Below are 14,420 nucleotides of genomic sequence, written 5' to 3' on the forward strand. Positions count from 1 at the left end.
ATACTTTATACAAATATTTTTAAGTTCTGCGCATATAAGCGCGGACCGTTATTGGTGCGAAAATTGCTACAATAACTGCAGCACCGATAAGGGACGCACTTAAATCCCAACCGACTGTTCCATTATTAGTTAGTTCTCTAACTGCAGTGACTAGATGCGATATAGGATTGATCTTCACAAACCATTGCAAGAAGTTCGGTAATGTTTCAGCTGGTACAAAAGCGTTCGACAGAAACGTCAGCGGAAATAAAACGAGCATTGAAATCCCCTGTACACTGGAAGCAGTTCGTGCAATTACACCAAAGAAGGCAAAAATCCAACTCATAGCCCAAGCACATACAATGACAAGAAGACCTGCTAGCACAACAAAACCTAAACCACCTTCTGGACGATATCCCATGATATAACCCATTGAAAAGGTTAAGACAGTTGCGATTGTATATCGAATCGTATCAGCTAATAACGCACCAGCCAATGGTGCAATACGTGCAATCGGTAAAGATTTAAACCTGTCAAAAACTCCTTTATCCATATCTTCTCGTAATTGAACACCAGTAACGATTGAGGTCGTAATAACTGTTTGAACTAGAATACCAGGAATAATAACTGGTAAATAACTTTGAACGTCACCAGAGATGGCACCACCAAAAATATACGTAAACATTAAAGTGAAAATAATAGGCTGTAGTGTTACATCAAACAATTGCTCAGGTGTGCGTCTGATTTTCAAAATGCCGCGATAAGCCATTGTTAATGAATTATTTATTGATTGACGTAAGCTCGTTCTGTTGGGCAGCTGGCGTCCGCTATGTTGTTTTATTATTGAATTTTTCATCGTTTTGCATCTCCTACCTCATTAGCCTCTGAAAAAGCATTGTCCTGAACACCATGGCCAGTAATCGTTAGAAATACCTCATCTAAAGTTGGCTTTTGCACACTCATTTCGTCTAACAAGATTCCTTTTTGTCTGAGCGCAATAAGTAAATCTGTAACGAGGTCCGCATTCGTCATCGGAGCGGTTATCTTTCCAATATTAGAAGTTATCGTTGAAGGAACTTTTAGTACATGTTCAATTATTTGACGAGCATCACTAATATCGTTTGGATTTTGAATACTTAAATGCAGTGATGAAGTACCGACTGACGCTTTTAGTTCATCGACCGTTCCTTCAGCAACTACTCGACCATGATCAATAACAGCTATTCTGTCCGCAAGTTCATCGGCTTCTTGAAGGTACTGGGTTGTTAAAAGTACGGTTGAGCCCATATCGACCAATCGACGAATGGTATCCCACATTTGATTACGTGTTCGTGGATCTAATCCAGTCGTCGGTTCATCTAAGAAAATTAATGGAGGCTGAGCAATGAGACTTGCAGCTAAATCTAATCTTCGACGCATACCTCCAGAGAAATTTTTTAGTGGACGTTTTGCAGCATCTGTTAAACCAAATTCTTCTAATAGTTCGGCAGCTTTTTTTCGTGCATCAGCTCGCCCTAGTCCAAGTAATCGAGAGAAGATAATTAAATTTTCTGTAGCACTAAGCGACTCATCTACTGAAGCATATTGACCTGTCACCCCGATCAATTGACGAACAATATGTGGTTCCTTCACCACATCATAGCCGAAGATGCGTGTTGAACCAGCATCCGCGCGTAAAAGGGTTGCGAGCATTCTAATTGTTGTTGTTTTGCCTGCCCCATTTGGACCAAGCACACCGTATATACTGCCAGCGCGTACGTTTAAATCTATACTGTCAACAGCACGATGATCGCCAAAATTTTTAACTAAACCCTTTGCCTCAATGGCCCATTCTGGATTGCGCAATATTCCTTCTCTGTTGTTCATTTCTTTCAAAATTATTCCTCCTTACATGCTCTTCATAAATGTTGCATTGTAATGAATTTTCATAGCAAATGACTTTCTTTTCTAGCTATCATTTTAGAAAAATGTTCATAAACGGATAATACAATAAATTTATGAACTGAATATTAACTGAGAAATAATATTGAGGATGAATTAATTTTGTTGTTTCTATTTTCATAAAAAATATATTAGCAAAGCTATTAAATTCAAAATTGTTTGAGTGCCTGGCACTTAGGAATGATTTTCAGTTATAATGAATATCGAATGTGATTTACAAGGAACGGAGACGAAAGAATGCAGGCAGTTAGACAGTTAGGGCACTTTTTAGGGCCCTATAAATTTTTTACATTGATTGCACCAATTTTAATGGTGCTTGAGGTAACGATGGATTTAATCCAGCCAACCATTATGCAACATATGATCGATACGGGAATTGCGAATAATGACAATCCGTATGTATTTAAAATGTTTTTATTTATGCTTATGAGTGCCGTCCTTGGATTAGTAGGGGGGCTTGGATGCTCAATTTATAGCTCCAAAGCAGCCATTCACTTTGCCTCAGATGTACGTCAGTCATTATATGAGAAAATGATGACGTATTCGGCAAAGGAAAGGGATGCGTTTACTACTGGAAAGCTAATTACAATTTTAACAAGTGATGTGGAAAGCATCCAACGTGCGTTTATGATGACGCTACGTATTTTTGTACGTGGACCGTTATTATTTATTGGTGCGGTTGTCATCGTATTTGTGACGGCTCGCGAGTTATTTTCAATATTGCTCGTAATTGTGCCGATTTTAATCATCGCAATGTATTTTTTCACTAAGTATTCAGGTGTTTTATATCGTAAAGTACAAGAGGCGATTGACGGCGTTAATACTAAGCTACAGGAGAATTTAGCAGGTATTCGTGTAGTAAAGGCTTTTCGTCGTGAAAAGCATCAAGTAGAGCAATTCGCGGGACTTAATGACACACTTACGAAACGTTTTATTACAGCAGAACAAATTGTCGGTGTACTCGTACCATTTACAATGTTTGTAGTGAACCTCGGAATTGTTGCTGCACTTTGGCTTGGTGCTATTAAAGTTGAAGCAGGCACGTTGCAAGTCGGTGTAATACTTGCTTTTATTAACTATTTAACGATTATTTTAAATGGGCTTATGTCTTCTAGTATGGTCTTAATGCAAATTGCTCGTGCACTTCCATCTGGCGAGCGTATTGTCGACGTTCTAAACAAGGAAGTAGCGGTGCAAGAAGCAGCGCAGCCGATTACTTCGTCAATTCAAGGAACAATCGACTTTCAAAATGTGAGCTACCGTTACTATGAAACGTCAGAAGATGTGCTGAAAAATATTACTTTTTCTGTAAAGGCGGGTCAAACCGTAGGGCTAATTGGTAAAACGGGTAGTGGGAAATCGACACTTGTAAAGCTATTACCGCGTCTTTTTGACCCGACTAGTGGTACTATTCTGCTGGATGGCAAGCCGCTCAATCAATATGCATTACACACGCTACGTGAACATATCGGCTTTACCTCTCAAAAAGCCTTACTTTTTTCTGGACCAATCGAAAAAAATATACGCCTTGGTAAGGAAGAAGCGACAAATGATGAATTACAGCAGGCACTGGATGCAGCCTGTGCATCTGAATTTGTTGATAAGCTTGAACAAGGACTGGCGCATGTGCTATCACAGGGTGCAACGAATTTATCGGGTGGCCAAAAGCAACGATTAGCACTGACACGGGCATTTGTAAGAAAGCCAGCAATATTAGTTTTAGACGATACAACCTCCGCCCTTGATAGTGCATCTGAAAAGCATGTACAGCAAGCAATTAGCGAACATTTTCAAGAAACAACAACATTTATCGTCGCGTCGAAAATTACTTCTATTCAACAGGCAAATCTTATTTTAGTGTTAGAGGATGGCCAAATTGTTGGTCAAGGTACGCATCAGCAATTATTACAAAGTAACCAACCTTACCAAGCAATCTACGCTTCACAGCAAAAGGCTGGTGAACAACAATGAGTCAAAATCAACCAAAGCAAATGAATTTTGGACGTGGGCCACGTATGGGTGGACCTGCTGAAAAGGCAAAAAACCAAAAAAACACAATATTACGTGTATGGCAATATGTCAGCCAACAAAAAGTAGGGCTGTTCTTTTCGATATTTTTCGTCATCGCCTCTACATTTTTAAGCTTGGCAGGACCTTATTTGATCGGACATATTGTTGATGATTATATTATGAAAAAACAAGTCGCTGGTACGATTCGACTTGGTATTGTGCTAGCCTGTATTTTTACGGTAGCATCGATTTTCACTTGGCTACAAACATATGTCATGATTCAAGTGGCGATGAAGACAATACGTACATTACGCCTTGACCTATTTAAAAAACTTCAAACATTAACACTGAAATTTTTCGATCAACGTGCACTTGGTGATTTAATGAGCCGTGTAACGAATGATATTGATAACTTAAATACAGCATTAGCACAAAGTGTGACCCAAATCGTATCTTCCATTTTAACAGTAATCGGTGTTAGCATTGCGATGTTCTCACTTAGCTGGCAGTTAGCCATTGTGACACTAATTATTATTCCTTTAATTGTTTTCACAACAAAGCAAATTGTCAAACGTAGTAGTAAAAACTATGCGGCTCGTCAACGTGATTTAGGAAAACTGAATGGAACGATTGAAGAAATGATTACGGGAGCGGAAGTACTTACACTTTTCGGTAAAGAACAACAAACGATTGAATCTTTCCGTAAACAAAATAACAACCTACGCGACTCAGCACAACGCGCAGAAATTACTTCAGGCTTATTAGGACCAATCAATAACTTTATGAATAACTTAGGGCTAGCAGTCGTAATCGGTACTGGGGCATTTTTAGCGGTGAAAGGGGTAGTGACCGTCGGGATAATCGCTGCATTTGTCACATACACGCGTCAATTTTTCCGTCCGTTGAATCAGCTGTCGAATTTATTGAATACTTTCCAATCGGCGATTGCGGGGGCAGAACGAGTATTTGAAATTTTAGACGAACCATCGGAAGTAGCGGATAAAAAGGATGCAATTGATAGTCGAAGCTTAAAAGGGGAAGTCGCATTTCAAAACGTCTCCTTTAGCTATTTGCCAAATCAGCCAATACTAAAAAATATTAATTTTCATGCTAAGGCAGGAGACACCATTGCACTTGTTGGTCCAACTGGCTCAGGGAAAACGACGATTATTAACTTACTAACACGTTTTTATGATGTGGATGCAGGTGAGATTCTTATTGATGGTCATAATATCGAGGACTATAAAATGGCAACAATTCGTAAGCGCGTTGGTGTTGTGTTACAAGATACTTATTTATTCACTGGTACTATTCGCGAAAATATTCGCTTTGGTAAGCTAGATGCTTCTGATGCAGAGGTGGAGGAAGCCGCTAAAATTGCAAATGCGCATAATTTTATTAAATACTTACCAGCGCAATATGATACAGCTGTACAGGCGGGTGGAGCTAATTTAAGTCAAGGACAGCGACAGCTGATAGCTATTGCTCGTGCCATTTTAGAAAATGCTGATATTTTAATATTGGATGAAGCGACATCTAGCGTAGATACGCAAACAGAGGTCGATATTCAAAAAGGATTACAGCATTTAATGCGTGGTCGTACTAGCTTTGTGATTGCACACCGTCTGAAAACAATTGAAAACGCCGATCAAATTTTAGTTATTCAACAAGGCGAAATTGTTGAGCAAGGTAACCATCAGCAACTAATGCAAAAACAAGGAATATACAGAAACCTACAGCAAAAGCTACTTTTAGAAAAAGATGAGCTAAGCTTATAAAACATTTAAAGTTTCATGAGAAAATATTTATTTTTTCATGAAACTTTTTCCATTGTCTGATTGTCTAACTACAAATTGTGTTGCACGTTACATTTTGAAAAAAATAAAAATATTTTTCTGTTATAAGGTTTGCACAATTGCAATCACGAAGCTTCATGGATGGAGGGCGAGCAAAGTGATAAAAGCGCAGAAGGATGCTTGTTTATCAAAAGCGATGACACAGTATGGCGATTACTTAGTGCGCGTGTGCTATACATATGTACAAAACTGGGCAGTAGCCGAAGATTTAGTGCAAGATACATTTGTAAAATATTATGAAAAAATGGACCAGTTTCGAGAAGAAGCATCTGTAAAAACGTATTTATATCGTATTGCTATTAATCATTGTCATAATTATTTATCTAGTTGGCGTTATAAAAAAATACAAGTAATTGATTATTGGAATAAATTAACTGGAAATGAAATGAATCCAGTTATTCAAGTGCTTGCAAATGAGTCCGATAGTATGTTAATTGCTGCCATTGAAAAGCTACCTACAAAATACAAGGATGTCTTATTATTATTCCACTTTGCAGAATTATCGTTAAATGAAGTTGCTGAAGCGTTAAAGATGAAAGAAAATACAGTTAAGACAAGGTTAAGAAGGGCACGTCAATTAATTGGCCTGACATTACAAGAGGAGGGGTTTGAATATGGATCAGATTCGTAATGCTATTAATACTGTCTATAAAGAAGGTACGTTTTCAATGGACAATCAAACAAAAACCTTTCGAAAAATCCATCAGCAAAGAAAAAGCTCCCTAACCCCTGTTTTATTAACTGTATTCTTAACAGTAAGTCTGGTTATAGGACTAGATGTACTTTTATTTAAAATCGAACAAATATCACCCGATATGCCTGTAATATCTGGCTCTGCATTGTACTCCGAAAAATCTGGTAAGGAAAAAGACTATACAGTTCTTCAGCAACCTTGGATGATGGCTGGGGTAGTAGCAATTGCTATTTCAGGTTGCTTTGCACTCTATGCGCTACGTAAAAAGTGGCTATGGTGGTTGTTGCTTTGTGCAATCATTATAATAACAATTGTTGGAAATATGTCTGAACGCATTGGCTATCGCTATTATGTAGCAAATGAAGCCGATATCGTAAATACTTTGCAATCAGGGGTATGGCCCATAGGAAATACCGATGATTTACGTCTATTTGACACGATTACCATCAATCAATATCGTATGAGTTATTTTTCTACACCTAGTATGCAAGGCATTGCTTTTTTCAAGCATGATAGTAAAGGTTATAAATTGGATCACTTTTTTTTGAACTCGGACGACACAATGCAAGTTATGGCGGTACCGAACATTCAACATATTGTAATTCCGCTTGTGAAGCAAAATACCATTAAAAAGTTAATCATAAACATCAATGACGAACAGATTGAATTGGCTGTAAATGCTAATCGTGCACAACTAGTTGCAGTACCTTACCACTCGAATGTCGATTTATCAGCCGTCACAATACGAGCTGTTCACCAAAACGGTACTGTTGACGATTTATATGAACAAACAGACATTTATATTGCTCCAGACAGTGAATAGCTAAACATTTACTGAACCCTTCTTCTTGAACACTGCAAAAGTGACAAGATGAAGGGTTCAACTTTTGCAAGTAGCAGCATATAGATGGATGGGAATGTAAAAGCAGATAGCTACGTCTTAGGTCTTAGTCGAAGTTAAAGCTAAAGGTCGTTTTTATATTTCCTAATTCAGATAAAATGGATTTAATGGAAGAATATATAGTGGGAGGAAATAAAAGTGAAAAAATTTTTATGCTTTGCTTTAATGGTTAGCGCTTCGTTAATAGTTTTAACTGGTTGTTCTTCTTTTGTTCCCGAGAAAGAAAAAGAAGATACTTTTTCGGTTAAAAAGGATGATGCGAAGAAATTAAATGTAGAAATTAATCTTGGTGTCGGTGAAATGACAGTTGCAAAAGGTGCAACGGAATGGATGGAAGGAAGCGCTCAATATAACATAAAAAAATTAGCGCCAAAAGTACACTACAAACAACGCGGGAAAACCGGTGATTTAGTCATTGAGCATAAAGGATCTACTAAAGTTAGAATTGGCAATATAAAAAACGTTTGGGATATCGAACTGAATGAAGATATACCGATGGATCTTTCAGTAGAGACAGGTGCATCAAAAGCAAGGCTGGATTTAAGAGGTCTAAAGCTTGAAAACTTAGATATTGAAACGGGTGTAGGAGATCTATACGTGGATCTAGGTGGTGAATGGAAAGAAAGCTTTGAAACGAATATTGAAACGGGTGTTGGTCAAACTACGGTTATTTTACCTTCAAAAGTCGGCGTAAAAATTACAACTGAAAAAGGAATTGGCTCCATCAATCTTGAGGGCTTTATTGCTAAAGGGAAAGGGGTTTATGTCAATGAAGCGTATGAACAAGCAGACGTTATACTAGACATAAATTCTGAAATTGGCGTAGGCGATATTACATTTAAATTGGATAAATAAGTACATTCTATATTTCTTTAAAATTGTGCGTCAAATACATCAGGTAAATTGTATTTGACGCTTATTTTGTGTTAGCTTAAAAGAAGCAACAGAGATTGAAGGAGCGAACGTATTGAGAACTTTTACATATAAGCAACCCGCATCGATTGAATCGACAGAGTTAGTTCAAATAGTGAATGAGGAAGGGAACATATCTTCAAATGTACAACGGATTTACTCCAATGGGCTGAAAAAGGCTTTTGACCGTATGATGGATTATCGGTATTTTGTACAATTCGATGTAAGCGCAGTGGATGGGCAACGTCTTTTCACATGTAAAAAAATATCCCGACGGGGGCGTGTTCATTTTAAAGGGAAGGATATTGTAACAGGCAAAGATTATATGATTGCTTATGATGGCTGGCAAATTATGATTCCTGATTTAATCATAACAGATGGTCAACATAAAATAATGCTGAATAAGGAAATGGAGGACTGGTCACTGTTTACATTGAATGAACAGCCGATTGCACGATGGCAGGCAGTTTATCAAGAAACACATTTTGACATTACGCTTCAAATTGAAGAAACTAGCCCGATTCAGCACGAAGCTTTTTTTATTGCAATAGGACAGGCTGTGTTATTTGTCGGTGCATAGTATGTTAAATGATAAAACTGCCGTTGATTTTCGCTACTGGCGCATGCTTTCCAACTTAGCACACAATCTGTAATGTATGTCGAAAACCGCTCCAGTCAGTATAATTGTTTGAGTGCCTGGCACTTACCCGTGGCACCTACTGCATCAAAGGTGAACTTGATGCCTTTTATCTATATTGTGTACAGCTCTCATTATGGGAGCTGTTTTTTTATTGAATGTGTGGGTTAATCATAGGAAATTCACTGTTATAATGTTAAATATAGTATAAACTGTATTCGCTAGTTTCGAGGTTCTAAATTGAAACGTTGAATACAAACAAATGTGTGAAAGAACAAGAGTTTTAGGTAAATTTTCTTGAGGAGAGAGTGGAATGAAGAAAAAGCCGATTTACGTTGAGATTGATATGCAAGCATCAATTGAAGATGCATGGAAATATACTCAAAATCCGAAGCTCCATGAGCAGTGGGATTTGCGTTTTACTAAAATTACATATGAAGATAAAAAGTTTCCAAATGAACCACAACGCTTTACCTATGAAACGAAGGTTATGCCTGGTTTAACAGTAAGTGGTTGGGGAGAAAGCAAAGGGGAGCATATGAAAAAAGATGGTACGAAAATTTCCTCTTTGCATTTTGGGACTCCCCAGAAAATATCGCCAATCGCAGAGGGAAAAGGATACTGGAGGTATATCCCTAAAGAGCAAGGTGTAACATTTTTAACGCAATATGATTATGAGGTGCGATATGGGAAACTTGGTAAACTATTAGATGTTACGTTTCGTCCACTAATGGGGTGGGCAACAGCACTCAGCTTTGACGTATTAAAAAGATGGTTAGAGAAGGGAGAAAAACCAAGTACCCAATATGTTCGCTTCTTTTTAACCATGCTTATTAGTATATCCTTTTGCATTGTTTGGCTGTACCATGGCCTTGTACCAAAAGTGATGATTCAGCATCCTGAAGAAGTAATGATGGTAAAGGAATCACTTTCCATTTTGAATGGTGCCACAACAACAAGAAGTGACGCCAATCTAAATAATGAGACTTTTCTAGTTTTTTGTATTGGTATTGCAGAAATGATTTTTGCGCTTTGCTGGTTATTACCGAGAGGGAAGCGGATGCTCTTTCGGTTACAAATTATTTTGTTTCCATTATTAACGCTCGGCGCAGTACTTGTAAATACAAATATTGCGATGGCGCCATTTAATCCAGTGACCTTTAATGGCGCATTATGGGTACTCTCCATTGTTGGGTTTATTCTTAGTAAAGATTTACCTAGTGCGAAAAGTTGTAAACGAAAGCGAGGGGAAAATGGATGACTATTTACCAAACATTATTAGGTGAGGATTTTAAAAAACTTCATCCGAAACTGCAACAACGCTATGCATTACCATTAAATCAAACTTTTTATGCAAAAGGTGTTATGCATAGCATAGAATCAGGTGCAAAATGGATGCGTCCTTTTTATATGGTTGCTGCAAGGTTTAAGTTTTTATTTCCCGAATCCGGAAAGCATATCCCATTTACAATAAGCAATACTTGTCGCCAATTACCTAATGGAGAACTAGAAGTAAAATGGGAACGAACTTTTTTTATGACTAAAAAAACAAGGCATTTTGATGCAAGAATGACGGTAGATCCGGTCAAAAAAGTTGTAAAGGATTATTTGGGCTCACCAGCTCTTTTCTATTCCGACTTATTGTTTTCTGTAACACAAGAGGGAAAATTAGTAATACGGTCTGGCGCACAGCGTTTTGTTATGTCTAAACTAGAATGTAAAATTCCTAAAATGTTAGAAGGGCATGTAATCGTCGAGGAAGGCTATGATGATAACAGAAATGTTTTTACAATTCATGTATATATCCATAATCCACTTTTAGGGAGGTTAATGATGTATGCTGGCGAATTTACGCAAACATCTCTTTAGTCCTGTGTTATTAATTGGTTGGGTACTCATAATCATCTGCTACCTGTTTAGTAAGCAACCCGATTATTTGATTTTGCTTACATTTGCTCAACTTGTATTAGTCCCTGCTATGCTAAAAATGGTTGTAGCTTTCGATAAAAAAGGTCATGTAATTATAATTGCGATGATGCTTGCAGTAACACTATTACATTGGTTAGCAGATAGTGAGTTAGCAATTTACTTAGCTGTTGTGTACGTTCTTTATACAGCGTTTATTGCACTACAGGGTTTGATACGATTTTTACAGCGAGGTTTTACGAATACCGCTGAAATCGCTATAGATATTGGGCTCATATATATATTTATTGGAGGACTATGGTTTTTTGCTTATATTGCAGAGATTGATACAGGATTTTCGCCGTTAATTACGTGGTTAACTGCAATCCACTTTCATTATTCTGCATGTTTATTAGCTATTTCTATTGGTTTGTTTGGAAGGATACATAAAAGTAAAGGATACAATATCGTCGTTTTGATTTTATTGACAGGTCCACTGCTTGTTGCACTCGGAATTACGTTTTCAACAATCATTGAAATTGTGTCAGTTGCGCTTTACATAGGTGCTATCTATTGGCTGTTTACACTTTCGTTGAAGACAAGTTTGCCTAGAAGACAGGGACTCTTGTTGCGGATTTCTTATGGTTCATTATGTTTGACAATATTATGGTCCTTACTTTACGCATTTGGTAATTTTACTGGCATAATTCTTGTCAGTATACCTGATATGCTAACATTTCATGGCTTAGTGAATTGCTTGCTGTTTGGATTAGTCGGCGTAATCGCATGGGGCTTAGAAGTCCCGAAATCTACCCATCAACCATTTACTTTTCCAGTAAGTCGTATACGGGGAAAATTACATACAACAGGAGATGCCCATGCAGGTTTAGTTGATGCACTTCAAGATTTTGTAGATACGCGTAAGCTTCCTCAAGTCATTCCTCATTTTTATGAACAAACGAACTGTTATCGACTAAATGCTTCCGTACAATGGCGGGCATGGTTTAAACCACTAGCGTTTATCTATCAAGGCATAAGCCGTTGGATGCAGCAGCTTAATTTACCTTTGACAAGCAAGCAAGTAGAGATGAATGGCGTTATTGTCAAAGTAGATGAACGACAAGATGGTCGACATGCCCCACGTGCATGGATTCGAAAAATCGATGAGCAAACAACTTTTGTGGCCATATACTCACAACATACGACAGCTCAAACAACGTATATGAATATTGCATTACCTCTTCCTTTTTCAACAATGATAGGTATTTTATATGTATATGAAAAAGATGGGGAATTACATATAACAAGCTCCCGAGGAGGGGATGCAGGCATCTATTTAGCAATGAAACACTATGTATTTAGACTGCCTTTAAATGAGCATTTTACTATTAGTGCTAAAAATGAGACAACATTATCTGCTGTTCATACGATGCGCATTTTTGGACTGCCTTTTTTACGTATAGATTATCAGATCGAACAAAAATAAGACGACCCATAAATCTCCCATTTCATTTTGAAAACGAAATGGGAGATTTTATTTTGTAGCTATAATACCATCGAAAACGGGTGAAAAGTCTTAGTATTATCCCTCATTTATAATCCAATAGGGAAAATAATTTGTAAAAAGGATGCTGAAAAACACAAAGAAACTACTAATTTATTCAATTTTATATAAGAAAAATTCTAAAATCATCCTAAAACAAATGAAAAATGGTAGATTACTAATATTGTGCAATAGAGTTAAAATTTCTTGATTGTAAGCAAAGATTTTTTTCGGTTTAAAAAAGTTTTATATTATATTTCATTAGCAAAGTGAAGGGGATTAAAATATGACTTTAAAAAAGGGGAGATTGAATAATGCACTTTAAATCTATTGGCAAAAGAATCGTTTTTGCATTTAGTATTGTAGTAGCAGTAATTGTTTTTTATATTAGTTTTAATTTTTACGAAATATCGCAAAGTAATAATGCAACTGAACAAATTGTAAATGAGGAATTACAATTATTAATTACAGATTATGAGTTAGCATCAACTATTGGATTACGGATTGCGGCAGCACGTGGATATGTGTTGTCTGGTAATGAAAAATATAAAAATATTTATAGTGAAAACGTAGAGAGAGCACTTAAAAATGAAAAAATACGATTATCTATTTCGGAATCGTCGGAATTTAACAAGTATTCGGAAATGGCGAAAGAATGGAGTAGCTATGTCCAAAAAGAAGTATTTGATGTATATGATCAAGGAAATGTGGAATTAGCAGTACATAATTTAGCGGCAATGGATACGAAAGCTACGGAAATTCGTGAAGGATATGAAGGCTTAGCAGAACAACGTAAACAATCCATTAATACAGTTGGAGATTCACTAATTACTTCTGGGGAACGGAAGCAAACTGCAAGTATTATCGTTGGAATACTTATAGTCGTCATTGCAATTATTACAGCGCTCATTAGTGCTCGTCTTATTTCTAAACCAATTATTTTGATTACTAAACGCATGCAGCGCATTACAGAAGGTGTTTTAAGTGAGCCTCCACTAATTGTAAAAACAAAGGATGAAATAGGGCAATTAACAGAAGCAACAAACACTATGTCTCAAATCTTAAATGATTTGTTAAAACATATTCAATCGGTATCAAATGAAGTTGCTACACATAGTGAAGAACTAATGCAATCAGCTACAGAGGTCAAAGATGGTACAGAGCAAATCGTTGATACGGTTGCAGAAATAGCGAGTGGAACAGAAGTGCAAGCGAGTAATGCTTCTGATGTTGCGACAAGTATGACGGACTTTTCAACGAAAGTAACAGATGTCAATCAAAGTAGTAAAGATGTCTATCAGTTCTCTGAATCCGTGATGAGGTTAACAGAAGAGGGTAAAGAGCTTATGGAAGCTTCTACACAGCAAATGATGACCATTGACTTTATTGTGAAGGATTCGGTTGAAAAGGTAGATGAGTTAAATAAACAAACGCAGGAAATCTCTAAAATTATAGCAGTTATTCAAGAAATAGCTGCGCAAACTAATTTATTGGCACTAAACGCTGCAATTGAAGCGGCACGTGCTGGGGAGCATGGTAAGGGCTTTGCCGTCGTAGCGGATGAAGTTCGAAAACTTGCTGAACAAGTATCTGCATCAATTAATGAAATCACTAATATTATAAAAATAATTCAAGATGATTCAATGACTGTAACAACATCATTAGAAAAAGGTTATGGAGAGGTTGCAAAAGGTACTACACAAATCGTTTCCACAAATGAGACATTTAGTGATATTGCAAATGCTGTTTACTCCATGTCATCTAGCATCGTTCAAATGTCTTCTAAGCTAGAAGAGGTTGTACAAAGTACGATGGATATTAATAAATCAGTTGATGAAATTGCTGCTGTTTCAGAGCAATCAGCAGCAGGTATTCAAGAAACTTCTGCGACGATAGAACAAGCCGCAAGCTCTATGGACGAAATTAAAAATAGTTCAAGTAATTTAGCGGTAATGGCAGAAAATTTAAATGACCTAGTTGGTAAATTTAAATTATAAAAATTATTAAACCTATCTGATTTCATACTTTCATCACAATTAGAC

Annotated in this window: 12 protein-coding genes; 10 read left to right on the forward strand and 2 right to left on the reverse strand. The window is 36.9% G+C overall.

The window, feature by feature from the left end; genetic code table 11:
- Positions 1 to 19 precede the first annotated feature (19 nt).
- Both NSQ74_RS14165 and NSQ74_RS14170 read right to left on the reverse strand, forming a co-directional pair.
- Positions 20 to 835 carry an ABC transporter permease gene (locus NSQ74_RS14165; RefSeq protein WP_340824139.1) on the reverse strand — a complete coding sequence of 272 codons (816 nt, stop codon included), beginning with the start codon at positions 833 to 835 and terminating at the stop codon, positions 20 to 22.
- Positions 832 to 1,845 (reverse strand): ATP-binding cassette domain-containing protein, encoded by a 1,014-nt coding sequence (locus tag NSQ74_RS14170; RefSeq protein ID WP_340826466.1) that lies wholly within the window; start codon positions 1,843 to 1,845, stop codon positions 832 to 834. The genes NSQ74_RS14165 and NSQ74_RS14170 overlap by 4 nt, the downstream gene beginning before the upstream one ends.
- Positions 1,846 to 2,157: 312 nt before the next feature.
- Here NSQ74_RS14170 and NSQ74_RS14175 point away from each other — a divergent pair, with 312 nt between their 5' ends.
- The 10 genes from NSQ74_RS14175 to NSQ74_RS14220 all read left to right on the forward strand — a co-directional run bounded on the left by NSQ74_RS14175 (position 2,158) and on the right by NSQ74_RS14220 (position 14,375).
- Complete coding sequence (locus tag NSQ74_RS14175; RefSeq protein WP_340824140.1) at positions 2,158 to 3,891, forward strand: ABC transporter ATP-binding protein; 1,734 nt, start codon at positions 2,158 to 2,160, stop codon at positions 3,889 to 3,891.
- On the forward strand, positions 3,888 to 5,708 hold the full coding sequence (locus NSQ74_RS14180; RefSeq protein WP_340824141.1) for an ABC transporter ATP-binding protein: 1,821 nt from the start codon (positions 3,888 to 3,890) through the stop codon (positions 5,706 to 5,708). Before NSQ74_RS14175 ends, NSQ74_RS14180 begins: the two co-directional genes overlap by 4 nt.
- 175 nt (positions 5,709 to 5,883) lie before the next feature.
- Positions 5,884 to 6,417 (forward strand): sigma-70 family RNA polymerase sigma factor, encoded by a 534-nt coding sequence (locus NSQ74_RS14185; protein WP_340824143.1) that lies wholly within the window; start codon positions 5,884 to 5,886, stop codon positions 6,415 to 6,417.
- Complete coding sequence (locus tag NSQ74_RS14190; RefSeq protein WP_340824144.1) at positions 6,401 to 7,303, forward strand: hypothetical protein; 903 nt, start codon at positions 6,401 to 6,403, stop codon at positions 7,301 to 7,303. Before NSQ74_RS14185 ends, NSQ74_RS14190 begins: the two co-directional genes overlap by 17 nt.
- Before the next feature lie 216 nt (positions 7,304 to 7,519).
- Entirely contained in the window at positions 7,520 to 8,236 is a 717-nt protein-coding gene (locus NSQ74_RS14195; RefSeq protein WP_340824145.1) for a toast rack family protein, read from the forward strand.
- Between the two features lie 112 nt (positions 8,237 to 8,348).
- Positions 8,349 to 8,873 carry a tubby C-terminal domain-like protein gene (locus NSQ74_RS14200; protein ID WP_340824146.1) on the forward strand — a complete coding sequence of 175 codons (525 nt, stop codon included), beginning with the start codon at positions 8,349 to 8,351 and terminating at the stop codon, positions 8,871 to 8,873.
- 370 nt (positions 8,874 to 9,243) lie between these two features.
- Positions 9,244 to 10,191 carry a DoxX-like family protein gene (locus tag NSQ74_RS14205; RefSeq protein WP_340824147.1) on the forward strand — a complete coding sequence of 316 codons (948 nt, stop codon included), beginning with the start codon at positions 9,244 to 9,246 and terminating at the stop codon, positions 10,189 to 10,191.
- Complete coding sequence (locus NSQ74_RS14210; protein WP_340824148.1) at positions 10,188 to 10,799, forward strand: DUF4166 domain-containing protein; 612 nt, start codon at positions 10,188 to 10,190, stop codon at positions 10,797 to 10,799. The genes NSQ74_RS14205 and NSQ74_RS14210 overlap by 4 nt, the downstream gene beginning before the upstream one ends.
- On the forward strand, positions 10,768 to 12,321 hold the full coding sequence (locus tag NSQ74_RS14215; RefSeq protein WP_340824149.1) for a YndJ family protein: 1,554 nt from the start codon (positions 10,768 to 10,770) through the stop codon (positions 12,319 to 12,321). Before NSQ74_RS14210 ends, NSQ74_RS14215 begins: the two co-directional genes overlap by 32 nt.
- A gap of 371 nt (positions 12,322 to 12,692) precedes the next feature.
- Positions 12,693 to 14,375 (forward strand): methyl-accepting chemotaxis protein, encoded by a 1,683-nt coding sequence (locus tag NSQ74_RS14220; RefSeq protein WP_340824150.1) that lies wholly within the window; start codon positions 12,693 to 12,695, stop codon positions 14,373 to 14,375.
- Positions 14,376 to 14,420 lie beyond the last annotated feature (45 nt).

It is taken from the genome of Lysinibacillus sp. FSL W8-0992 (genome assembly GCF_038008685.1).
Classification (GTDB): Bacteria; Bacillota; Bacilli; order Bacillales_A; family Planococcaceae; genus Lysinibacillus.